The 23524-nt window shown below is 63.8% G+C and carries 20 protein-coding genes and 1 tRNA gene; 13 read left to right on the forward strand and 8 right to left on the reverse strand.

Annotation, left to right across the window (positions count from 1 at the left end):
- Positions 1–41: 41 nt before the first annotated feature.
- On the reverse strand, positions 42–4796 hold the full coding sequence (gltB, locus tag AB4136_RS14775) for a glutamate synthase large subunit (protein ID WP_137900639.1): 4755 nt from the start codon (positions 4794–4796) through the stop codon (positions 42–44).
- 513 nt (positions 4797–5309) lie between these two features.
- On the opposite strand from gltB, the gene AB4136_RS14780 reads away from it, so the two are divergent.
- The 3 genes from AB4136_RS14780 to AB4136_RS14790 are packed head-to-tail and all read left to right on the forward strand — an operon-like array spanning position 5310 to position 7869.
- The gene (locus tag AB4136_RS14780; RefSeq protein WP_137900640.1) at positions 5310–6362 is read left to right on the forward strand and encodes a threonine aldolase family protein; all 1053 of its coding nucleotides are present in this window, start codon (positions 5310–5312) and stop codon (positions 6360–6362) included.
- A gap of 33 nt (positions 6363–6395) precedes the next feature.
- Positions 6396–7178 (forward strand): PhzF family phenazine biosynthesis protein, encoded by a 783-nt coding sequence (locus AB4136_RS14785; protein ID WP_024925853.1) that lies wholly within the window; start codon positions 6396–6398, stop codon positions 7176–7178.
- Between the two features lie 55 nt (positions 7179–7233).
- Positions 7234–7869, forward strand: a complete 636-nt coding sequence (locus tag AB4136_RS14790; protein WP_024925854.1) for a LysE family translocator — start codon at positions 7234–7236, stop codon at positions 7867–7869.
- 112 nt (positions 7870–7981) lie between these two features.
- Here the strand turns inward: AB4136_RS14790 and AB4136_RS14795 are convergent, their stop codons facing one another.
- A complete protein-coding gene (locus AB4136_RS14795; protein WP_343039669.1) occupies positions 7982–8590 on the reverse strand; it encodes an endonuclease domain-containing protein in 609 nt (202 codons plus the stop codon).
- A gap of 33 nt (positions 8591–8623) precedes the next feature.
- On the opposite strand from AB4136_RS14795, the gene AB4136_RS14800 reads away from it, so the two are divergent.
- A complete protein-coding gene (locus AB4136_RS14800) occupies positions 8624–9835 on the forward strand; it encodes an MFS transporter (protein WP_024926875.1) in 1212 nt (403 codons plus the stop codon).
- 79 nt (positions 9836–9914) lie between these two features.
- Here AB4136_RS14800 and AB4136_RS14805 read toward each other — a convergent pair whose 3' ends face one another.
- A complete protein-coding gene (locus tag AB4136_RS14805; RefSeq protein ID WP_137900641.1) occupies positions 9915–10382 on the reverse strand; it encodes an Hsp20 family protein in 468 nt (155 codons plus the stop codon).
- Positions 10383–10864: 482 nt separating this feature from the next.
- Between AB4136_RS14805 and AB4136_RS14810 the strand changes: the two genes are divergently transcribed.
- On the forward strand, positions 10865–11836 hold the full coding sequence (locus tag AB4136_RS14810; protein WP_024926877.1) for an alpha/beta fold hydrolase: 972 nt from the start codon (positions 10865–10867) through the stop codon (positions 11834–11836).
- Positions 11837–11865: 29 nt separating this feature from the next.
- On the forward strand, positions 11866–12285 hold the full coding sequence (locus AB4136_RS14815; RefSeq protein ID WP_024926878.1) for a nuclear transport factor 2 family protein: 420 nt from the start codon (positions 11866–11868) through the stop codon (positions 12283–12285).
- Positions 12286–12366: 81 nt separating this feature from the next.
- Here the strand turns inward: AB4136_RS14815 and hisN are convergent, their stop codons facing one another.
- Both hisN and AB4136_RS14825 read right to left on the reverse strand, forming a co-directional pair.
- A complete protein-coding gene (hisN, locus tag AB4136_RS14820) occupies positions 12367–13140 on the reverse strand; it encodes a histidinol-phosphatase (RefSeq protein ID WP_024926879.1) in 774 nt (257 codons plus the stop codon).
- A gap of 397 nt (positions 13141–13537) precedes the next feature.
- Positions 13538–14431 carry an N-formylglutamate amidohydrolase gene (locus tag AB4136_RS14825; protein WP_036254561.1) on the reverse strand — a complete coding sequence of 298 codons (894 nt, stop codon included), beginning with the start codon at positions 14429–14431 and terminating at the stop codon, positions 13538–13540.
- A 211-nt stretch (positions 14432–14642) separates the two neighbouring features.
- Here AB4136_RS14825 and cpdR point away from each other — a divergent pair, with 211 nt between their 5' ends.
- Positions 14643–15005 carry a cell cycle two-component system response regulator CpdR gene (gene cpdR / locus AB4136_RS14830; protein ID WP_018429348.1) on the forward strand — a complete coding sequence of 121 codons (363 nt, stop codon included), beginning with the start codon at positions 14643–14645 and terminating at the stop codon, positions 15003–15005.
- A gap of 229 nt (positions 15006–15234) precedes the next feature.
- A tRNA-Val gene (locus tag AB4136_RS14835) sits at positions 15235–15309 on the forward strand.
- Positions 15310–15443: 134 nt separating this feature from the next.
- Here the strand turns inward: AB4136_RS14835 and AB4136_RS14840 are convergent.
- The 3 genes from AB4136_RS14840 to AB4136_RS14850 form a co-directional block, all read right to left on the reverse strand.
- Positions 15444–15641, reverse strand: coding sequence for a hypothetical protein (locus AB4136_RS14840; protein WP_024927068.1), 198 nt, complete (start codon positions 15639–15641; stop codon positions 15444–15446).
- A 121-nt stretch (positions 15642–15762) separates the two neighbouring features.
- Positions 15763–15984 carry a hypothetical protein gene (locus AB4136_RS14845; RefSeq protein WP_024927069.1) on the reverse strand — a complete coding sequence of 74 codons (222 nt, stop codon included), beginning with the start codon at positions 15982–15984 and terminating at the stop codon, positions 15763–15765.
- A 172-nt stretch (positions 15985–16156) separates the two neighbouring features.
- Positions 16157–17311 carry a dihydrodipicolinate synthase family protein gene (locus tag AB4136_RS14850; RefSeq protein ID WP_024927070.1) on the reverse strand — a complete coding sequence of 385 codons (1155 nt, stop codon included), beginning with the start codon at positions 17309–17311 and terminating at the stop codon, positions 16157–16159.
- 239 nt (positions 17312–17550) lie between these two features.
- Here AB4136_RS14850 and AB4136_RS14855 point away from each other — a divergent pair, with 239 nt between their 5' ends.
- Genes AB4136_RS14855 through AB4136_RS14875 form a run of 5 tightly spaced genes read left to right on the forward strand, consistent with a single transcriptional unit; the run spans position 17551 to position 23517 of the window.
- Entirely contained in the window at positions 17551–18609 is a 1059-nt protein-coding gene (locus AB4136_RS14855) for a LacI family DNA-binding transcriptional regulator (RefSeq protein ID WP_024927071.1), read from the forward strand.
- Positions 18606–19622: a Gfo/Idh/MocA family protein gene (locus tag AB4136_RS14860; protein ID WP_024927072.1), complete on the forward strand. Its 1017-nt coding sequence runs from the start codon at positions 18606–18608 to the stop codon at positions 19620–19622. Before AB4136_RS14855 ends, AB4136_RS14860 begins: the two co-directional genes overlap by 4 nt.
- On the forward strand, positions 19619–21229 hold the full coding sequence (locus AB4136_RS14865) for an acyl CoA:acetate/3-ketoacid CoA transferase (RefSeq protein WP_024927073.1): 1611 nt from the start codon (positions 19619–19621) through the stop codon (positions 21227–21229). The genes AB4136_RS14860 and AB4136_RS14865 overlap by 4 nt, the downstream gene beginning before the upstream one ends.
- Positions 21222–21995: an enoyl-CoA hydratase/isomerase family protein gene (locus tag AB4136_RS14870; RefSeq protein WP_024927074.1), complete on the forward strand. Its 774-nt coding sequence runs from the start codon at positions 21222–21224 to the stop codon at positions 21993–21995. Before AB4136_RS14865 ends, AB4136_RS14870 begins: the two co-directional genes overlap by 8 nt.
- Before the next feature lie 10 nt (positions 21996–22005).
- Positions 22006–23517, forward strand: a complete 1512-nt coding sequence (locus AB4136_RS14875) for an aldehyde dehydrogenase family protein (RefSeq protein ID WP_024927075.1) — start codon at positions 22006–22008, stop codon at positions 23515–23517.
- Positions 23518–23524: the final 7 nt, after the last annotated feature.

Consider the following 23524-nt stretch of genomic DNA (forward strand, 5'->3'; position numbering starts at 1 on the left):
ATGGGCGCCGGGAAGCGATTGCCTCCCGGCCGACCAATTGCCTATTCGGCCGCCACGCTCATGCGGGCGCGCTCCATCTCCTGCAGCGCGCGGCGATATTCGACCGGCATGACTTTCCGGAATTTCGGCCGGAAGGTCGCCCAATTGTCGAGGATCTCCTTGCCCCGCGTCGAACCGGTGTAATGCACATGGTTCGAGATCAGCTGGTAGAGGCGCTCCTCGTCGTGGCTGGTCATGTCGCCCGATACGTCGACGCGGCCCTTGTGGTCGATGTCGCCGCCGTGATGGAGCAGTTTTTCCATCAGGTCGTCCTCTTCGGGAACCGGCTCCAGCTCGACCATGGCCATGTTGCAGCGGAGCGCGAAATCGCCCTCCTCGTCCAGCACATAGGCGACGCCGCCGGACATGCCGGCGGCGAAGTTACGCCCGGTTTTGCCGATGACGACAACGACACCGCCGGTCATGTATTCGCAGCCGTGGTCGCCGACACCCTCGACGACCGTGACCGCGCCGGAGTTGCGCACCGCGAAACGTTCGCCGGCGACACCGCGGAAGTAGCACTCGCCTTCGATGGCCCCGTAGAGCACGGTGTTGCCGACGATGATCGAATCCTCGGCGACGATCCTGGCATCATCCGGCGGGCGGATGACGATGCGTCCGCCCGACAGGCCCTTGGCGACATAGTCGTTGCCGGCGCCGATCAGATCGAACGAAATGCCGCGCGCCAGGAAGGCGCCGAAGGACTGGCCGGCGGTGCCGGTCAACGTCACCTTGATGGTGTCCTCGCGCAGCCCCTTGTGGCGGAAGCGCTTGGCGACCTCGCCCGACAGCATGGCGCCGGCCGAGCGGTCGACGTTGCGGATCGGCAGCGCGATCTCGACCGGCTGGCGCGCTTCGAGAGCGGGCTTGGCCTGTTCGATCATCTGGCGGTCGAGCACGTCGTCGATCGGATGCTTCTGGCGCTCGGTCCAGTGCACGGCCTCGCGCGGCGCCTCGGGCTTGTAGAACATTTTCGAGAAGTCGAGCCCACGCGCCTTCCAGTGATCGATCAGCTCGCGCTTTTCGAGGAGGTCGGTGTCACCGATGATCTGGTCGAGATGAGTGTATCCCATTTCGGCCAAAAGCTCGCGCACCTCTTCCGCCACGTAGAAGAAGTAGTTGATGACGTGCTCGGGCGTGCCCTTGAAGCGCTTCCTCAAAACCGGGTCCTGGGTGGCGACGCCGACCGGGCAGGTGTTGAGATGGCACTTGCGCATCATGATGCAGCCGGCCGCGATCAGCGGCGCGGTCGAGAAGCCGAACTCGTCGGCACCGAGCAACGCGCCGATGATGACGTCGCGACCGGTGCGCAGGCCGCCGTCGACCTGCAACGCCACGCGGGAACGCAGCCCGTTCAGCACCAGCGTCTGGTGCGTTTCGGCAAGACCCATTTCCCAAGGGCTGCCGGCATGCTTCAGCGAGGTGAGCGGAGATGCGCCGGTGCCGCCGTCATAACCGGAGATGGTGATGTGGTCGGCGCGTGCCTTGGCGACACCCGCCGCGACCGTGCCGACGCCAACTTCCGACACCAGCTTGACCGACACGTCGGCGGCCGGGTTGACGTTCTTCAGATCGTAGATCAGCTGCGCCAGATCTTCGATCGAATAGATGTCATGGTGCGGCGGCGGCGAGATCAGGCCGACGCCTTGCGTCGAATGGCGCACCTTGGCGATCGTCGCGTCGACCTTATGGCCGGGCAGCTGGCCGCCCTCGCCGGGCTTGGCACCCTGCGCCACCTTGATCTGCATCATGTCGGAGTTGACGAGATATTCCGCGCTCACCCCGAAGCGGCCCGATGCCACCTGCTTGATGGCGGAGCGCTCCAGATTGCGGCCGCCGCCCGGAAGCGGCAGGTAGCGGTCCGGCTCCTCGCCACCCTCGCCGGTGTTCGACTTGCCGCCGATGGTGTTCATGGCGACCGCCAGCGTGGTGTGCGCCTCCCTGGAGATTGAGCCGAAGGACATCGCGCCGGTGGAGAAGCGCTTGACGATCTCTGCCGCCGTCATCACCTCGTCCAGCGCAACCTTCTTGCGGCCGGTCTCTTCGGCCTTTCTGATGCGGAACAGGCCGCGAATCTGCTGGGCGCGCGCCGCTTCGCTGTCGATCTGGGCCGAGAACTCCTTGAAGGTCGACCACGACCCCTTGCGCACGGCGTGCTGCAGCGTGGCGACCGCGTCGGGCGTCCACATATGGGCTTCGCCGCGCATGCGGTACATATATTCGCCGCCAACCTGCAGGCTGTTGCGCAGCACCGGATCGTCGCCGAAGGCATCGCCGTGCCGCTCGACCGTTTCAGCCGAGACTTCGTCCAGCCCGACGCCCTCGATGAGGGTGGCAGTGCCGGTGAAGTACTTCTCGATGAACTCGCTCTTCAGCCCGACCGCGTCGAAGATCTGCGCCCCGCAATAGGACTGGTAGGTCGAGATGCCCATCTTGGACATGACCTTGAGCACGCCCTTGCCGAGCGACTTGATGTAGCGCGAGACCACTTCGTAGGCGTCGACCTCTTCCGGCAGCTCGCCCTTCCTGTGCATGTCGAGCAGCGTGTCGAAAGCGAGATAGGGGTTGATCGCCTCGGCGCCAAAGCCGGCAAGGCAGCAGAAATGGTGCACTTCGCGCGGCTCGCCCGATTCCACGACGAGGCCGACCGACGTGCGCAGGCCCTTGCGGATCAGGTGATGGTGCACCGAGGCCGTGGCCAGAAGCGCCGGGATGGCGATGCGGTCCGGGCCGATCTGGCGATCGGACAGGATGATGATGTTGTAACCGCCGGCAACCGCCGCCTCGGCACGGTCACACAGGCGCTCGACCGCGCCCGCCATGCCCGACACGCCTTCGGCGACCGCGTAGGTGATGTCGATGGTCTTGGTGTCGAAACGATCCTCGGTGTGGCCGATGGAGCGGATCTTCTCCAGATCGCCATTGGTCAGGATCGGCTGGCGCACTTCCAGCCGCTTCTTGCGCGAGGTGCCGACGAGGTCGAAAATGTTAGGCCGCGGCCCGATGAAGGAGACCAGGCTCATCACCAGTTCCTCGCGGATCGGGTCGATCGGCGGGTTGGTGACCTGGGCGAAGTTCTGCTTGAAATAGGTGTAGAGCAGCTTCGACTTGTCCGACATCGCCGAAATCGGCGTGTCGGTGCCCATCGAGCCGACGGCTTCCTGGCCGGTGACGGCCATCGGCGCCATCAAAAGCTTCAGGTCTTCCTGGCTGTAGCCGAACGCCTGCTGGCGGTCGAGCAAGGTGACATCCTTGCGCAGCGCGCGCGGCTCCACCGGGTTCAGGTCTTCCAGCACGAGCTGGGTGCGCTTCAGCCAATCCTTGTAGGGATGCTGCGCGGCGATCTCCTTCTTGATGTCCTCGTCGGAGATGATGCGACCCTCGACCAGGTCGATGAGCAGCATTTTGCCCGGCTGCAGGCGCCACTTCCGGACAATGCTCTTTTCCTCAACCGGCAGCACGCCGGCTTCCGAAGCCAGGATGACGCGGTCGTCGTCGGTGGCGATGTAGCGGGCCGGACGCAGGCCGTTGCGGTCGAGCGTGGCGCCAATCTGGCGCCCGTCGGTGAAGCAGACGGCGGCCGGCCCGTCCCACGGTTCCATCAGGGCGGCGTGATATTCGTAGAAGGCCTTGCGGTCGGCATCCATCGACTTGTTGCCGGCCCAGGCTTCCGGGATCAGCATCATCATCGAATGGGCAAGCGAGTAGCCGCCCTGGAACAGGAACTCGAGCGCGTTGTCGAAGCAGGCCGTGTCCGACTGTCCTTCATAGGAAATCGGCCACAGCTTCGAGATGTTGTTGCCGAACAGCTCGCTGTCGACCGAGGCCTGGCGCGCCGCCATCCAGTTGTTGTTGCCGCGCACCGTGTTGATTTCGCCATTGTGGGCGACCATGCGGTAGGGATGCGCCAGCTTCCACGACGGGAAGGTGTTGGTGGAGAAGCGCTGGTGGACGAGGATCAGCGCCGTCTCGAAACGCGGGTCGGACAGGTCCTTGTAATAGGCGCCGACCTGGTAGGCCAGGAACATGCCCTTGTAGACGATGGTGCGCGCCGACAGCGAGACGCAGTAGGAGCCGATGTCCTTGTTGTTGTTCTCGGCATAGATGCGGCCGGAGATGACCTTGCGCAGGAGATAGAGGCGTGCCTCGTATTCCTCGTCATTGTCGATATCCGGCGTGCGTCCGATGAAGACCTGGCGGTGGTACGGTTCGGCAGCCGCGATATCGGGCGCCTTCGACAAAGAGGAGTTGTCGACCGGCACATCGCGAAAACCGATCAGCGGCAGGCCTTCCGACTGCGCTGAGTCGCGGATGATCTCGTCGACATGCGCGCGCAGCTCGGGATCGCGCGGCATGAACCAGTGGCCGACGCCATATTGGCCGACCGGCGGCAGCTCGATGTCCTGCTTGGCCATCTCCTCGCGGAAGAACCTGTCGGGGATCTGCACCAGCACGCCGGCGCCGTCGCCCATCAGCGGGTCCGCACCCACCGCGCCGCGATGGGTCAGGTTTTCCAGCATGAACAGGCCGTCCTTGACGATCTGGTGCGACTTCACGCCCTTCATCTGCGCGATGAAGCCGACACCGCAGGCATCATGCTCGTTGCGCGGATCGTACATGCCTTGAGCCGAAGGCGATCGATCGAAGAGCCCCGTAGTCGGGGTAGTGGTGGTTCGCAGGGCGGTTTTGACGGTGGCCGCTTTCGTCTGTGCAACCGGTGCAAAATCCGTCGTCACAGATAGCGTCGCTTCCGTCATCGTCCTGTCCTCCGTTCTGCGCCTTTTGGGCGCCTCTTCTCCAAGGGAAGCTTGGCGCTTCCCGTTCATAATTCTCGCACCTGTCGCGAAATCCTGGCGAACATGCCCTGGACCGGGCACTGTCCGGCCGGGTTCCGGCCTGTCATCGCTCGCCGATCGCGGCGGCAGCCGGACCGGCGTCGATCATACGCCAATCCAGCCTGGTTGGTATCGGTAAATAAGACAGCAATACTGTCCTAAATTTCTATGGCAGAATTCCCGACGCCATTCAAGACCGATTCGGAAAATTCACGGTCATTTGACGAAAGAAAATTACCTCAGACTGCCCGACATCGAAACTTTGTGGCTCGGTAGCACGTCCAGCCTCTGGCTCCAAACATCAGGACAGTGCTGGGCCTTGCGGACACAAGCGGAATGCGATCATGGTTCGCGCCTTCCCCGAGGCGAGGTGCGATCGGAATGCATCGACCCGGCCTCGTCTCGCTCTAATTCCCAGGAAAGACGGGCTACAGCATGTTTTTTGCCTCCGACAACTGGGCTGGCGCCCATCCCCGCATCAATGCCGCGCTCGGCGCGCACAACAGCGGCTTCGCCACCGCCTATGGCGACAGCGAGATCGACCGGGCCGTGACGCAGCGCTTCAGCGAAATCTTCGAGCGCGAGGTAGCGGTCTTCTTCGTGGCTACCGGCACCGCCGCCAACGTGCTTTCGCTGACCGCCTACAACAAATCTGGCGGCATCGCCTTCTGCCACCGGGAAGCCCACCTCATCGAGGACGAGTGCGGCGCAGCCGAATATCTCAGCGGCGGCGCGCGCCTGCATCCGGTGGACGGCGCGCTCGGCCGCATGGAGCCAAAGAACCTCGAAAGGGCAGTCGCCCGCTTCGCCGTCGACAATGTGCATGCTGGCCGGCCGATGGCCGTGTCGATCACCCAGGCGACCGAGACCGGCACTGTGCACGGCCTCGACGACATCGACGCCATTTCCAGGATCGCCAAAAAATACCGCCTGCCATTGCACATGGACGGCGCCCGCTTCGCCAACGCGCTGGTCTCGCTGGAGGCAACGCCGGCCGATATGACCTGGAAACGCGGCGTCGACATCCTCTCCTTCGGCGGTACCAAGAATGGCTGCTGGTGCGCCGAGGCGATCGTGCTGTTCGATCTCGACCGCGCCGAGGAACTCGCCTTCCTGCGCAAGCGCGCCGCCCAGCTCTTCTCCAAGTCGCGTTTCATCGCCGCCCAGTTCGAAGCCTATTTCAAGGACGATCTGTGGCTGGAAGTGGCCCGCCACGCCAACGCCATGGCGGCGCGCCTGGCCGCCGCGCTGGAGGATGCATCGAGCTCCAGGTTGGCCTGGCTGCCGCAGGCCAACGAGGTGTTCGCCGTCATCGACAGGAAGAAAGTCGAGAAACTGAAGGCGGCGGGCGCCGCTTTCTACGATTGGCACAAGCCGCATGGCTTCGACAGCCATATCGGCGAGAACGAAGGGCTCTACCGTTTCGTGACCAGCTTCGCCACCACCGAAAAGGACGTCGATCGCTTCGCCGACCTGCTCAAGGCCTGAGCGATCTTCCTGAAAGGCACGGGAGTAGCCGCGATGACCGCGATGTTTCAGGTCGATGCATTCTCGGACAGGATTTTCGGTGGCAACCCCGCCGCAGTGCTTGTTCTCGACGACTGGCTGGCCGATGCCGTCATGCAGTCGATCGCGGCCGAGAACAATCTCGCCGAAACAGCCTTCGCCCGCCCCAACGGCAAGGGCTGGGACCTGCGCTGGTTCACGCCGGTCCACGAGGTCGACTTCTGCGGTCATGCAACGCTGGCGACGGCGCATGTGCTGGCGGCCCATCTTGGCGTCACCGGCATCATGGCGTTTTCGACCCGTGTCGGCGAGTTGCGCGTCGCGCCAGTCGAAGGCGGTTATCAGCTCGACCTGCCATGCTTCGCCCCCGAAACACTGCACGAATTGCCGGCGACGATTGCCGGGCCGCTCGAAGGTGTCGCCCGCGCGATTTTCCGCAATTTCGAGAACGTCTTCGCCGAACTGCCGGACGAAGCGGCGGTGCGCGCCTTCGTTCCGGATTTACCGAACATCGCTAAACTGGGCGCGCAGGGCCTTGTGATCACCGCGAAGGGCCAGGCCCACGATTTCGTCTCGCGTTATTTCGCGCCCGGCGCCGGCATTCCGGAAGACCCGGTGACAGGTTCGATCCACGCCACGCTTGTTCCCCATTGGGCGGACAAGCTTGGCAAGAACCGGCTGTCGGCATTTCAGGCCTCGGCGCGCGGCGGACATCTTTTGTGCGAGCTTGCCGGCGAACGGGTGCTAATCACCGGCAAGGCCGTGACTTTCATGGAAGCGGAAATCCACCTATCCTGATGCCGGCGCGCCCGTTCCGGCGCGGCCGCCTCTGCCAACGATATGGGTAAAGACCATGCCATCGACCGAGCTGCTGATCGCCTTCTTCGTCACCACGGCGATCTTCGCCTACATTCCGGGGCCTGCCATGCTCTATGCCGCGGCGCAGACGATTGCGCGTGGCCGCTGGTCTGGACTGATGGCGACGCTGGGCATCCATCTCGGCTGCTATGTCCACGTCATGGCCGCGGCCGCCGGCCTCTCGGTACTCTTCCATGCCGTGCCGGTGCTCTATCTGGTGGTGAAGCTCGCAGGCGCCGCCTATCTGGTCTGGCTGGGCATTTCGATGCTCCGCGCCAAGGCGGAAGGCGGCGATGCCGCGCTGCCCGCGCTGGAAGCAAAATCCGGCCGACGCGCCTTCCTGGAGAGCATCACCGTCGAAGTGCTCAATCCCAAGACCGCACTGTTCTTCCTGGCCTTCCTGCCGCAGTTCATCGACGCCTCCGCCGGCCTGCCGGTCTGGGCTCAGTTCCTGATCCTGGGAACGATCGTCAACCTGATCTTCTCGTCGGCGGACTTGGTCTGCGTGATGCTGGCGGGCGTGCTTGTCGCCCGGCTCAAGCGCTCGAGCGGCGCCCAGCGCCTGATGCGCCGCGCCGGCGGCACGCTATTGGTCGGGCTCGGCGCGCATTTGGCCCTGCAGAGGACGTGAGGGAAGCGACCTATCTCCCCCCTTGCGGGGGAGAAAGCGATTTCAGCATCTTAGCGAGCACGCCTGCAGGGCGGCGCAGTCTAAGTGCTAGAAATCGCAAGAGAGGGGATATTCAGCCGCGACCTTTGGTTTCCTGCAGGATCGCCTCGCAGACCGCGTCGAGATTCCTCTCCACCTCCTCGTTCCAGAAACGCAGGATGCGGAAGCTGTGCGCTTCGAAATGGCGATCGCGAACAACATCACCTTGCGAATCTGCATGCTGACTGCCGTCAACCTCGATGATCAGCCGCGCCTCGAAACAGACGAAGTCGAGAATAAAGCCGTCGAGCGGAACCTGTCGCTTGAACTTCAAGCCGTTGAGTTGGCGGTTGCGCAAAGCCTGCCAAAGCATGGTCTCGGCCTTGGTCGCGTGGGCGCGCATAGAGCGGGCAAAGCCACGATGTGACGGTCTGACCGGTTGACGCATTGCCGACAAATCCCCTCTCTTGCGATTTCTAGCACTTAGACTGTGCCGCCCTGCGGGCGTGCTCGCTAAGATGCTGAAATCGCTTTCTCCCCCGCAAGGGGGGAGATAGGGGCGCCGGCGCCAAAATTCCGTCTTCAGCCCACTTGACTTCAAGTTAACTTGAACTTGTAGAACCGCGAAACGGTCGATCCGGACCGCCGTCAGGCGGCTTCCAGGACAATCGCAATTCAAGGATGGGGCCGCGCCGCCGGGCATTGCCGGAGCGGTCCGCAGCAAGGAGACGACAATATGACATGGGCAGAAACAGCATTTCCCGCCAGTGCGACACGACCGGGAATTGGCCGCAAGGCGTCCCTTCTGCTCGTCGCGACCTTGACCATCATGGCCGGCACGACGATCTCGCCCGCGCTGCCGGCAATCGAGACGGCCTTTGCCCGGGTCGACGGCGTCAAGCTGCTCAGCCGCATGATGCTGACCCTGCCGGCGCTGTTCGTCGCCTTCTGCGCGCCGCTCATCGGCGGCCTCGCCGACCGTTACGGGCGGCTAAGGCTGCTGGTCGGCTCGATCCTGCTTTATGGGCTCGCCGGCATTTCGGGCCTGTTCGCCGACAGTCTGATGTCGCTGCTGGTCGGCCGCGCGGCACTTGGCGTGGCCATTGGCGGTATCATGACGCTGGCCACGGCGCTCGTCGGCGATTATTTCAGCGGCGCCGAACGCGAACGCTATCTCGGGCTGCAGCAGGCTTTCACCGGCATTGGCGGCGTCGCCTTCGTCGCCGCAGGCGGGCTCCTCGCCGACTATCACTGGCGCGCCCCCTTCGCCGTCTATGCCGTGGCCTTCGCCATTATCCCCGCGGTCGTCGCTTTCCTGACCGAGCCCACGCGCGCCGTCCGCGTCACCCAGGCGCCTGCACCGACCGGCGAAAACGCGATCCGGTGGCTGCCGGTCGCGGCGCTCTGTCTGCTCGCCTTCCTCGTCAACATGATCTTCTATTTCATCCCCTCGCAGCTACCGTTCTACATGCGCGCGGTCGGCATCGGCGCCGCCAGCAGCGCCGGCTTCACGCTGGGGCTGCACAATCTGGTGATGGCTGGATCGGCCCTCGCCTATGGCCGCCTGCGCTCGAGATTGTCCGTTTCGACGATCTTCGTCATTGGCCTTTGCCTGATGACGCTAGGGTTCGTGCTCATCTCGTTCTCGACGACGATGACCTCGGTGCTTTTCGCCATGGCCGTCGCTGGAGCAGGCCTCGGCCTCACCATTCCCAACCTGATATCGGCCATCATCGCGCTGACCAGTCCCACCACGCGCGGCAGGCTGGCCGGCATGGTCACGGCCTCGATGTTCATCGGCCATTTCACCTCGCCCTTCGCCAGCCAACCGCTGATTGAGGCCTTCGGCTATCAGGAGGCCTATCTTGCCGCCGCGAGCGGCCTTGCGGTCCTCGCCATCATCTGCGCGGCCATCGCGCTGAAAGGCGACGGCGGGAACAGGCGCTGATCGGGACACGACAAACAAAAAGCAGCGCCTCGCGGCGCCGCTTTCGTCTTGGGAGGGAGGCTTTGCGAAGCCGACCGCTTTAGTTGGCGGCCTTGGCCTCGATCTGCTTGGCCTTGGCCGGAGCAGCCGAGATGGCGATCTTGCGGGGCTTCAGCTCTTCGGGAATGTTGCGCTTCAGGTCGATGTGAAGCAGGCCGTTCTTGAGCGCGGCACCGACGACATCGACATGGTCGGCAAGCTGGAAGCGGCGCTCGAAGGCACGCGCGGCGATGCCGCGATAAAGCACTTCGGAACCTTCGCCATTGGTCTCGTCCTTGCGCTCACCCTTGATGGTCAGCACGTTGCGGTGGGCCTCGATCGAGACTTCATCTTCCGCGAAGCCGGCGACCGCCATCGAAATCCGGTAGGAATCCTCGCCGGTGCGCTCGATGTTGTAGGGCGGATAGCTCTGGCCGCCTTCCGGCTGGGCCAGCGAATCCAGCATGGTGAACAGCCGGTCGAAACCGACGGTCGAGCGATAGAGCGGGGAAAAATCGACATGACGCATGGTGTGTTCTCCTGTTGAGCAACATGGTTTGCGTAATGGCCCTGACGAAACCCTTGCGGCGTTCCCAACGGACCAGCGACCCCGACATCGGCGGCCGCACAGGACATTTGGGTGGCCTCGAAAAGTGTTTCAAGACATTCGCCGAAGATCGTACCGAGCGCCTTTGCCGGCCTCGAAGGGCATCTACGCTCCAGACCCTAGATGAACGGCGGATGAACCGCCCCTTTTGCCGCCGTTCAGACGGCTTGCGTTAGGCTTGCCTCAACATCGCGATGAGCGGCGGCAACAAAGGCGCCGCGACGAGGCCGAGCCGGGTAGCAACGTCCCTTCCTCCCGGATCGACAGGAGCCGGAAGCGCGCCTGAAGGCGGCTTCCGGCTTCGCGCATTCGCGGCCGACCGGATTTGCTTTGCATTTTACCCGTTTGCTTCTATCACCTGATGATTGGCCCGGTTGCGGGCGCGAACCGCCTGATTGCGCGCGATGACCGACCTGTTCTACGACCTCCCCGGCAATCCCGTTCCTGAAAATGCCGTTGCGGGCTTCTTCACCACGCGCGACCGCAAGCAGATTCGCTACGCCCGCTTCGCCGCCACCGGCCGACCGCTCAAGGGGACAGTGGTGCTGCTGCCCGGCCGCAACGAGTGCATCGAGAAATATTTCGAGACCATCCGCGATCTCTCCAGCCGGGGGTTCGGTGTTGCCATCCTCGACTGGCGCGGCCAGGGCGCGTCGGACCGGCTGCTGCGCAACCCGCAGCGCGGCTATGTGAAGAGCTTCCGCGATTATGCCCGCGACCTCGAACAGCTGTTTGCCGAGGTAGTACTGCCGGATTGCCGCGGGCCGTACTACATCCTGGCGCATTCGGCCGGCGCGCTGGTGGCGTTGCTTTCGGCGCCCACCATGGTGAACCGGGTGCAGCGCATGGTGCTGATCGCGCCCTTCCTGGCCCTGCCCGGCCAGCCGGTGTCGATGAAGACGCTGCGCGGCCTGACCACGGCGGCGACTGTGCTCGGCCTCGGCCGCCTCTACGCTGCCTGGGGACCGCGAAAGGCGCTGCCGACGCCGTTCGAGGAGAACAAGCTGACCAGCGACCCGGACCGCTACAAGCGCAACACCGGCCTTTACCAGGCCTATCCGCAGCTCGCGCTCGGCGGGCCGACGGTGCGCTGGCTGCGTGCCGCCGCGATCGCCGCCGAGACGGTGCGAGATCCCGAATTCATGGCCGCGATGAAAGTGCCGACGCTGATCATCGGCGCGAGCGCCGACCGGGTCGTCTCGACCCGTGCCGTCGAGCATTTCGCCCGGCATGTGCGGCTGGGCTCCTTCCTGATGATCGACGGCGCCGAACACGAGATCCTGCAGGAAAAGGATTATTATCGCGAACAGCTGCTGGCGGCCTTCGATGCCTTCATTCCCGGCAGCGAAGCGCAGGCGGCTTTGGCCGCGGGCTGACGGGATAGAGCGAGACGAGGATACCGGCCATGACGACCCGCAGCCTCAAGTTCGCAGCCGCATTGGCGCTGGCCGCCTTCGCTGTTGCGCCGGCGGCGGCCGACGAGCCGGAGCGGGTGATGCAGGAATGGTACCGGCTGCTCGACCAACCCGATATTGCCGGCCTTGCCGGCCTGATCGCACCGAGCGCCACATTCCACACCGAGGCTTCCGGCAAGTCGCAGAGCCGCGATGAATTCATCGCCTATATGGAGCAGTCGCAGGACATCCTGGCCAATGCCGACATCCGCCACAGGCTGCAGGAAAAAGGCGAAACCTCGATCACGATGATCGTCTGTTACGATTTCCAGCCGGGTCTCACCCTCAACCAGGAAACCTACAGCGTCGCCGACGGCAAGATCGTCGACGCCCGCCAGAAGCGTCTCGCCGAGAACTGCGACGGTTTCTGACCGGCTGCCGCAAGCCCTCGGGCATTTGTAGCTTTGAAAGGTCCACCGGACCTTTCAATTCGCCTTCGGCGAACCAGCTTCTCAGGCCCGCAACGCTTCCATGGCCGCCTCGTGCAGTTCGGGCGTTGCGGCGGCCAGGATGTCGCCGCCATTCTCGGCTGGCCGGCCGTCGAAGGTGGTGATAACGCCACCGGCCTTCTCGATGATCGGGATCAGCGCCACGATGTCATAGGGTTTCAGGCCCGGATCGACGACGATGTCGACGCTGCCGGCCGCCACCATCGCGAAGGCATAACAATCGGTGCCGTAGCGCGAGAGCTGCACCCTGGTCTCGAAGCGGTCGAAGCGGCCACGCGCCTCACCCTTGAACAGTGCCGGCGTGGTGGTGAACAGCGTCGCGTCCTCCAGCTTCGTCGTCCTGCGCGCCGCGAGTTTGCGCGGGCCGCCCGGTCCTTCATAGAAGGCGCCATCGGCATTGGCGTAGAACAATTCGCCGGTGAAGGGTTGTGACATCATGCCGGCCACAGCATCGCCATCCACCGTCAGCCCGACCAGCGTGCCCCACACCGGTAGACCCGAGATGAAGGCGCGGGTGCCGTCGATCGGATCGATCACCCAGACATGGCGGCTGGCCAGGTTCTCGCTGCCATGCTCTTCGCCAAGGATGCCATGGTCCGGAAACTCCGCGCCGATCAGCGCGCGGATAGCGCGCTCGGCCTCGCGATCAGCCTCGGTGACCGGGTCGAAACCGGCGGCGAGCTTGTTGACCACCGCGCCCTGGCTGCGGAAACGCGGCAAGGTCTCGGCTGCGGCCGCGCCGGCGATCCGCCGCATGAAATCGGGGGAAATGTTCAATGTTTTCTCCTGAGGCCCCTGCTGGCCGGCTTTTCTCTAACCTCAACGCGCCCTCGCGTCCGGCCGTCGTACTTACCAAACGCGTTGCCGCAATGTCACGTGCGACGCGCGGCCGACATTTCATATTTCATTTTGAATTAATAACTCGCTTGACTTTTGTGCAGCGCACAATAATCTCGGATGCGGACAGGTTCTCCTGTCCATGCCCACCTTGGGCGTTTCCTCCCTAGACTTCGACCGCGTCGTGTCAACGATGCGGTCCTTTTTTATAGGCTGGATTTCCGTGAGATTTCAGTGAGTAGTCAGGTAGCCTTGGCGCGAGCCGGGGCGTCAGTACCGTTTCCCCACTCACTACTCACTATTCCCTACTCACTATTCCCTACTCTCTATCCACTCCTCACTCCGCCGCTTCCGGCAGGTCGAGGAAATGGTGGTCCGGTATCGCCATCAGATCGGCCGCGAAGCGGGCGAGATCATCCGCCAAGGCACTGAAGCCGGCGGATTTCTGGAGGGTCCGCTCGTTCATGTAGAGGCCGCGATTGACCTCGATCTGCAGTGCATGCAGGTTTCGCGCCGTCCGCCCGTAATGTTCGGTGATGAAGCCGCCGGCATAGGGTTTGTTGTAGGCGACCGAATAACCCATACCGGTCAGGAGGCTGATCGCGCATTGCGTCAGCGCGGCCGATGCCGAGGTGCCGAAACGGTCGCCGACAATGAAGTCTGGCCGCATGCCCTGGTCGCCGGTCCGCACGCTGGCCGGCATCGAATGGCAGTCGATCAACACGGCGAAACCAAAGCGGGTGTGGGTACCGGCGATCAGCTTCTTCAGCGTGTCGTGATAGGGCTTGTAGACGGTCTCGATGCGCCCGAACGCTTCCGACAACGGCAGCCTTGCGGCGTAGATGTCGAGCCCCTCGCCGACCAGCCTGGGAATGGTGCCGAGCCCGCCTGCCACCCGGGCCGAGCGGATATTGCAATAAGGCGGCACCGGCTCGGCGAACATGCGCGGGTCGAGTTCCCACGGCTCCCGGTTCACATCGAGATAGGCGCGTGGGAAATTCGCGGCCAGCATCGGCGCGCCGAGTGCGACCGCCGCGCCGAATAGCTCGTCGACATAACAATCCTCCGAACGGCGGATCGCCGTGCGATCGAGCTTGGCCATGGCCAGGAAGCGGTCGGGATAATGCCTGCCGCTGTGCGGCGAGTTGAAGACGAAAGGAACGCGCTGTTCAGCGCCCGAGCGGATTTCGAAGGGCGGGACGACCGCAAAATCCTCGGCTGCCGACGTCAAATCTCAGGAACCCACTGACACAGGCGTTTCATGGCTCCACCGTGCCATCGCACTGGCCGCATGTCCAGCATTTCGGCACTCTTTGATGACGTGACGCTGGGGATGAGGCGCCAACATTCACTTGATGTTTACCGCTGTGATTCCATATACGAGATGGTTAACGGGATTGTTTCTCTACAATCTCCGGGGGGATGATTCGGACGGGACAAGAATGGCACGCATTCTGCTGGCGGAAGACGATGACGATATGCGCCGGTTCCTGGTCAAGGCGCTCGAGCGTGCAGGCTACCAGGTCAGCGATTTCGACAACGGCGCCAGCGCCTATGAGCGGCTGCGCGAAGAGCCGTTCTCGCTGCTCCTGACCGACATCGTCATGCCCGAAATGGACGGCATCGAACTAGCCCGCCGCGCCACCGAGATCGATCCGGACCTGAAGGTGATGTTCATCACCGGTTTTGCCGCGGTCGCGCTGAACCCCGATTCGAAAGCGCCGCGCGACGCCAAGGTTCTGTCGAAGCCGTTCCACCTGCGCGACCTCGTCAATGAGGTCGAGAAGATGCTGCACGCGGCCTAAACAGCTCCAGATAGCTATTCCCCAGTATCGGCCGTGAACCGGTTGGCAGGCCTCACCTGCGGCCTTGGTGCGACCTTTTCACAAGCAAATTGCGCTCGGCACGCACGATTCCGCCAACTCCCGGGGCCACATGAGACAATCCCATCGCGGCATTTTGGATGTCGGCTTTCTTTCGTGTTTCTCGCTATTGACGCACCGAAACAAAAGTGGTGTATGCGCGGCATCGGATGGGCGTGTAGCTCAGCGGGAGAGCACTACGTTGACATCGTAGGGGTCACAGGTTCAATCCCTGTCACGCCCACCATTCGATCCTGACAATTTTAGATACTGCCGACGAGCGCCTTGTCGCCTCGTTCGGCCAGCCGCCATCCGGGGCGCGCCTGGAAGCGCCGCGCGGGACAATCGCGCCTGGAGTTTGCCAGGATGGCCCCGCGCATGTCAGCGCAGTGTCGGATCCTTGATTTTGGCGATCACCTTGCCGTCCTTGCCAAGGCTGATTTCCACCTTGCCGCCGAGATCAGTCGGCGGCGGCGCGACATGCGTCGGCACAACGTCATGGACCGGAACCGTATCCAGCATCTCCTTGCCCTTGGCGGTTTTCAGCCGTTCCTGCTGGTCGATGTCGAAAAACGCCATGGGCAACCTCCGGATCGCCAGCATACACGGGCCGGCTGATAGCCCAAACAGCACAAATGAAAAGCCCGCCCCGAAAGATCGGGACGGGCTGTGGACCGAGGAACGCGAAGTTTCCGTCAGATCACTTGCAGTCCTTGAGTTCTTTCAGCGCCTTTTCGGCGTTGCCCTTGGTGGCATAGGACTTCTTGCCCATGTCCATCATCTTGGTGCCGTCCGGCTTCTTGTCGACGATTTCGCACTTCTTGGTCGCGGCAGACTTGGCCACCCAGAATTCGGTCGCGGCAAAAGCTGGCATGCTGAACACGGCGACGGCTGCGGTCGCCAAAACAACCCTACGAAGCATGTTATCCTCCATTCGATATTTAAACAAAAGTCCCCCTCACCTTCTTGTTCTTGCGCGATTAGGGCAGGATGAAGGCGTATTTCGCCACAACGGAAGATCGGATGAAAGATTTTTCCGTCCTCAGCGCCGGCCGCAACCCGAATATTTCGAACCGGGATGGAGCCGTGTCCGCTCAGATACCGGCCACTGCGCACAGACTTTTCATGCGCGAGACAGCAAGATCGGGATCAGCCAGCAGCCCGGCCTGGTCGGCCAGCCGGAACACCTCGGCATAATGGCAGATGCCGCGCGCCGACTGCATGCCGCCGACCATGGTGAAATGGTCCTGATGACCGTTCAGCCAGGCCATGAAGACGATGCCGGCCTTGTAATATTCGGTCGGTGCCTCGAAGATCTTGCGCGACAAAGGCACCGTCGGCGCCATCAGCGCGTCATAGCCGGCGCGGTCGCCGGCGGCCAATCTGGCAAGCGCTGAATTGGCGACCGGCGCGATCGCGTCGAAGATGCCGAGCAGCGCATGCGAATGACGGTGGCCGTCGCCCGCAATCAGTTCGGGATAGTTGAAATCGTCGCCGGTGAACATGACGACCCCGTCCGGCAGACGGTTGCGCAGCGCGACCTCCTTGTCGGCGTCAAGCAGCGAGATCTTGATGCCTTCGACCTTGTGGGCATGGCGCTCGATGATGGCGACAACCGTATCTAGCGCGTTTTCGAAGTTGTCCGCGCCCCAATAGCCCTTCAGCGCCGGGTCGAACATGTCGCCCAGCCAATGCAGGATGACCTTGCCGGAGGCCTGCGAGAGAACACGGTCGTAAACTTTTGCGTAATCGTCCGCGCTTCTTGCAGTTGCCGCCAGCGCACGGCTGGCCATCATGATCGCCTTGCCACCCTCGCCCTCGATGAAGCCGAACTGCTCCTCATAGGCAGCAATGATGTCGTCCAACGTCAGCCCTGCGCGGACCTCGAGATGATCCGTGCCAGCGCCCGAGGCGAGATCGGCACCCTCCACCGTGCGCGCTTCCACGATCGAGCGGCGGATCAATTCCCTGGCACTGCTCCAGTCGAAACCCATGCCGCGCTGGGATGTGTCCATCGCCTCGGCGATGCGGAAGCCGAGACGCCACAGATGATGGCGGAACGCCATCGTGCGGTCCCAGTCGACGACCGGTTTCGACCAGGGATCGGACATCGCGAGCGGGTCGGCGACGACATGGGCGGCGGCATAGGCGATGCGCGGAAATCGCGCGCCCGCCACGGCTTCGACCGGCCGACCAATAAGGCGGTATGACGCCCGGCGACCATCCTCCACTGGCAAGATGATGTCCATGATGCTCGCTCCCTTGAGTTTCGCCATAAATGGAACGTTCCAATAAATCAAGAAGATTTACGATTCGTGGCAGCGCACAAAATTTTGCTGCGACGCACAACGAATTAAGTCGTATATCCGCATACTGCCTTGGGTTTCCATATTCATCATACTCCATGAACAATTCCGATTGACGCCTCCGATCGATTGTGTTTAGAACGTTCCAAAGAATAAATTGCGATCAGGGAGGACGCATCGGAATGGCCAGCCGGGCCAAGGCAACGATTTTGGACATCGCCCGCGAGGCCGGCGTATCCAAGTCGACCGTGTCGCTGGTGCTTCAGGGCAGCGGGCTGATCCGGCCGGAAACGGCGAACCGGGTCCGCAAGGCGATCGAGGATGTCGGTTATGTCTACAACCGCGGCGCCGCCAACCTGCGCAAGGCTCATTCCAACGTCATCGGCATGGTCATCAACGATCTGACCAATCCCTTCTTCGCGGAGCTCGCGGTCGGCATGGAACGCGTTTTCCAGTCGGCGGGCATCGTGCCGTTCATCGCCAACACGGCCGAAAATCCGGTGCGCCAGGAAGAGGTGCTGAAATCGCTGATGGAGCAGGATGTCGCCGGCCTCATCGTGTCGCCGGCGCGTGGCACCCGGCCGGATGCCTTCCGTCGCCTGGAAACGGCGGGCATCCCGGTGGTCTTCGCCATGCGCCGGCTGCCGGAGAGCCGCATCCCGGTAATCGCGCCCGACAACCATCGCGGCGCCTATCTCGCCACGCGCCACCTGATCGCCAAGGGTCACCGCCGCCTCGCCTTCCTCGGCGGCTCGTCCGATCTGGTCGTCTATCACGAACGCCTCGGCGGTTTCCGCGAGGCCTGCGAGGCCGAGGGCATCGGCCCGGACGAAACAGCCATTGTCGAGGGCGAGACCAGCCGTCGTGGCGGCATGGCCTGTCTGGATGCGGTGCTCGCCCTGCCGCAGCCACCGACGGGCGCGCTGTGTTTCAACGACGCGGTCGCCTTCGGCGCAATGCTGGCGCTGCGCAAGCAGGGACTGGAGCCGGGCCGCGATTTCGCCGTCGTCGGTTTCGACGACGTGGTCGAGGCCGAACACTACATTCCGGCGCTGACCAGCGTGGCGGTGGATACGCCCGGCCTTGGCGAGCGCGCCGCCCATGTCGTCCTGAAGATGATCCAGTCCCGCACGACGCGCGCGGAAGACCATATCGGCGCCGTCAATCTGGTGGTACGCGAAAGCTGCGGCCCGAACCGCAGCCACGAGACCCGCATTCATTCGCCGGGAGGTGCGGCATGACCGTCCGTTGGGGCCTGATCGGCGCGAGCACGATCGCCAGGCAATTCGTGATCGACGCCATCCGCGCGCAAGCCGACGGCGAGGTGGTGGCCGTGATGAGCTCCAGCCCGGAACGCGCGGCAGCCTACGCCAGGGAAAACGGCATTCCTGCCGCCTTCTCCTCGCTCAACGCCCTGCTCGATGCCGATATCGACGCTGTCTATATCTCCACCACCAATGAACTGCATCTGGAACAGGCGGTGGCCGCCGCCAAGGCCGGCAAGCATGTGCTGTGCGAGAAGCCGCTGGCGCTGACCAGCGGCGATGCCCGCAAGATCCTTGCCGCGTGCAAGGCCGCCGGCGTCGTGCTCGGCACCAACCATCATCTGCGCAATGCCGGCGCCCATCGGGCCATGCGAGAGGCCATCGCGGCAGGCAAGATCGGCAGGCCGGTCGCCGCCCGCGTTTTCCACTCGGTCTATCTGCCCGAACATCTGCAGGGCTGGCGCATCACCAAGCCGGAGGCCGGCGGCGGCGTGGTGCTGGATATCACCGTGCATGACGCAGACACGTTGCGCTTCGTGCTCGGCGAAGACCCGGTCGAGATTTCCGCCTTCACCCAGTCGGCCGGCATGGCCGGCAGCGGGCTGGAAGACGGCGCCATGTGCGTGTGGCGCTTCCAGTCGGGCCTCATCGCCCAGAGCCATGAGGGTTTCACCACCAAATTCGCAGGCACCGGTTTCGAGGTGCACGGCACCGAAGGTTCGCTGATCGCCAGGGGTGTGATGACCCAGAAGCCGGTTGGCTCGGTTACCCTGCGCACGGCAACCGGCGAGGAAGAACTCTCCTTCGACCGCGAGGACCTCTACACCCGCTCGCTGCGCGCCTTCCACGCCGCCATCCGCACCGAAGGCAAGCCTTCGGCGACCGGCGAGGACGGCGTCTGGTCGCTCGCCTGCGCCGAGGCAGCGCTGGCCTCGGCGAAGACCGGTCGCGCCGTGACCATCGAGACCGGGCTCGGAGCCTCGGCATGAGCAAGCTCGTCTCCGCCTCAGCCGCTGCGCGATTGATCAAGGACGGCATGACCGTTTCGGTCTCGTCTTCCAGCGGTCTCGGCTGCCCGGACCTGATGCTGAAGGCGATCGGCGAACGTTTCGAGGCGGAAGGCCATCCGCGCGACCTCACCACGCTGCACCCGATCGCCGCCGGCGACATGAGTGGCATCAAGGGCGTTGACTACATCGCAAGAAAGGGCCTGCTGAAGAAGATCATTGGCGGCTCCTATCCTTCCGGGCCGTCCTCCGCCGAACCGCCGCTAATCTGGCAGATGATCGGCAATGAGGAGGTTGCCGCCTACAACATCCCCTCCGGCATCCTCTTCGACATGCATCGCGAGGCCGCCGCCAAGCGTCCCGGCGTCTTGACCAAGGTCGGCCTCGACACTTTCGTCGACCCCGACCGGCAAGGCTGCGCCATGAATGCGCGCGCTGCAAGCGAACCGGTGTTGAAGAAGGTCGAATTCGAAGGCGAGGACTGGCTCTATTTCCCGGCGATCCGGCCGGACGTCGCCATCATCCGCGCCACCACCGCCGACGAGCGCGGCAACCTGACCTACGAGCATGAAGGCGCCTATCTCGGCGGCCTCGACCAGGCGCTCGCCGCCCGCAACAATGGCGGCATCGTCATTGCGCAGGTCAAGCGCGTCACCAAGGACGGTTCGCTGCGCCCGCACGACGTGCGCGTGCCGGGCGTGCTGGTCGACTACATCGTCATCGACCCAGACCAGAAACAGACCACGCAGACTGGCTACGACCCGGCGATCTCCGGCGAGATCATGCGCCCGCTGGGTTCGTTCCGCGTGCCGGAATTCAACGTGCAGAAGGTCATTGCCCGCCGTGTCGCGCAGGAGCTTGAGGCCGGCAGTGCCGTCAATCTCGGCTTCGGCATTTCCGCTAACGTGCCGCGTATCCTGATCGAGGAAGGCCTGCATGGCGCCGTCACCTGGGTGATCGAACAGGGTGCGGTCGGCGGCGTGCCGCTGCTCGACTTCGCCTTCGGCTGCGCCTCCAACGCCGACGCCTTCATGCCCTCGCCTTACCAGTTCACCTACTTTCAGGGCGCCGGTTTCGACGCCTCGCTGCTGTCCTTCCTGGAGATCGACCGGAACGGCTCCGTCAACGTCTCGAAGCTCTCCTTCCGCCCGCATGTGACGGCCGGCGCCGGCGGCTTTGTCGACATCACCGCGCGCGCCAAGAAGATCGTCTTCTCCGGCATGTTTAACGCCGGCGCGAAGCTCGCGGTCGCCGACGGCAGGCTGGTGATCGAGAAGGACGGCAAGCTGAAGAAGCTGGTCAACGAGGTCGAACACGTCACCTTCTCCGGCCGGCGCGGCGTCGAGCAGGGCCAGGACGTCACCTACATAACCGAACGGGCGGTGATGAAGCTGACACCGCAAGGCATCGTGCTGAACGAGATCGCACCGGGCGTCGATCTCAAGGCGCATATCCTCGACCAGTCGGAATTCCCGCTCATCGTCTCCGACAGGCTGAAGACGATGGATGCTGCTCTTTTTGCCGAGGCGCCGATCGGGCTCTCGCTGCCGCAAAAGCCGGCACGGACAGCGGGAGGCGCGCATGGCTGAACTCGTCACATTCCAGGCTGAAGGCGCGATCGGCATTGTCACGCTGAGGCGGCCCGAAAAATTCAATGCGCTCGATATCCCGATGCTGCGGGCGCTGGAAAAAGCGCTGGACGAAGCTGAGGCTGCCGAAAGCGTGCGCGTCGTGCTCCTGTGCGGTGAAGGCAAGGGTTTCTGCGCCGGCGGCGACGTCGATGCCTGGGCGGCGATGAGCGCCGCCGATTTCCAGGTTCAGTGGGTGCGCTATGGCCATCGTGTCTTCGACCGACTGGCGCGCCTCAGGCAGCCCACCATCGCGGTGTTGTCCGGTCATGCGCTGGGCGGCGGGTTGGAACTTGCCGCCGCGTGCGATTTCCGTGTCGCGGAAACGCAAGCGAAGCTCGGTTTTCCCGAGACCTCGATCGGCGTCGTGCCCGGCTGGTCCGGCACGCAGCGCGCCGTGCGCCGCTTCGGCGCCCAGGCAGTGCGGCGCATGGCGCTGGGTGGCGAGGTCTTTGCGGCGACCGACGCGCTTGCGCTCGGCATTGTCGACCGCGTGGCAGCTACCGGCGAGGCATTGGCAGAAGCTAAAAACTGGGCCGCAAAGATCGCCGAGCGCGGACCGCTGGCCACCGAGGCCGCCAAGCTGATGATCGCCGTTGCCGAAGGCGAGGAAACCGCCGCCGCGACCGAGGCGCTGGCCAGCGGCTTCATCGCGCTGACTAAAGACCTGAAGGCCGGTGTCTCCGCCTTCCGAACCAAACAGAAGCCCGCTTTTTCGCGGAGCTAGGACGACAATGATGAATGCCCCGCTGAACATCAAAATGCCCTCTGAGGCCTCGGTCGCGCCGAAGGGTTACAAGCTGCTGATCGGCGGCAAACATGTCGATGCACGCGACGGCCGCACGCTGGAGCGTCGCTCGCCCGGCCACGGCTTTGTCGTTTCGCGGTATGCGCAGGCCGGCGAGGCCGAGGTCGAGGCAGCGATGTTGGCTGCCCACAAGGCTTTCGAGAGCGGGCCGTGGCCACGCATGAAGGCGGCCGAGCGCGCTGCCCTGCTTTTGAAGACCGCCAACCTCATCGACTCCCGGCTGGAAGACATCGCCAGGCTCGAAGCGCTGGAATCCGGCAAGCCGATCGCCCAGGCGCGCGGCGAGATCGCCGGCGCGGCCGACATCTGGCGTTATTCGGCAGCCCTTGCCCGCACGCTTTCCGGCGAGTCCTACGCCAATCTGGGCGACGCCATGCTGGGCGTCGTGCTACGCGAGCCGGTCGGCGTCGTTTCCATCATCACGCCCTGGAACTTCCCTTTCCTCATCGTCAGCCAGAAACTGCCCTTCGCGCTCGCCGCCGGTTGCACCGCGGTGGTCAAGCCCAGCGAAATGACCTCGGCCTCGACCCTTTTGCTCGGCGACCTGCTGATGGAGGCCGGCCTGCCGGACGGCGGCGTCAATATCCTTGCCGGCCTCGGCGCCGATGTCGGCGCGCCGATGGTTTCGCACCCGCTGGCCGAGATGGTCTCCTTCACCGGCTCGACCCGCGTCGGCAAGATGACCATGGCGGCCGCCGCCAATTCGCTGAAGAAGGTGTCGATGGAACTCGGCGGCAAGAACGGCCAGATCGTCTTCCCCGATGCCGATCTCGAGGCCGCGGCGGATGCTGCCGTGTTCGGCGGCTTCTTCAATGCGGGCGAATGCTGCAACGCCGGCTCGCGCCTGATCGTCCATGAAGCGATCGCCAACGACTTCCTCGAAGCCGTGAAATCGCTGACCGCCAAGGTCACCGTCGGCGATCCGCTCGACGACCGCACCAAGGTCGGCGCGATGATCTCGCCGGACCATCTCGGCAAGGTCACCGCCTATGTCGGCGCCGCCTCCAGCGAAGGCGCCAAGTTGGCCACAGGTGGTGTGAAGCTCGCCTCCAGCGCCGGCGATTATCTGGCGCCGACCATCGTCAGCGGCGTCAGGGAAGACATGGCCATCGCCCGCGAGGAAGTGTTCGGACCGGTGCTTTCGGTGCTGACTTTTGAAACGATTGAAAGGGCATTGCATATCGCCAACAACACGCCCTATGGTCTTTCTGCGGGCGTCTGGAGCGCCGATATCGATACCTGCATGTCGGTGGCGCGCGGCGTGCGTTCGGGCACCGTTTGGGTCAACACATTCATGGAAGGCTATCCGGAATTGCCTTTCGGTGGATACAAGCAATCCGGGCTTGGGCGCGAATTGGGCAGGCGCGCCGTCGAGGATTACACCGAGGAAAAAACGATCCAGTTTCATCGCGGCCCGCGCACCGGGTGGTGGGCGAGCTGAGTTGGGA

It is taken from the genome of Mesorhizobium sp. 2RAF21 (genome assembly GCF_052115345.1).
Classification (GTDB): domain Bacteria; phylum Pseudomonadota; class Alphaproteobacteria; order Rhizobiales; family Rhizobiaceae; genus Mesorhizobium; species Mesorhizobium terrae.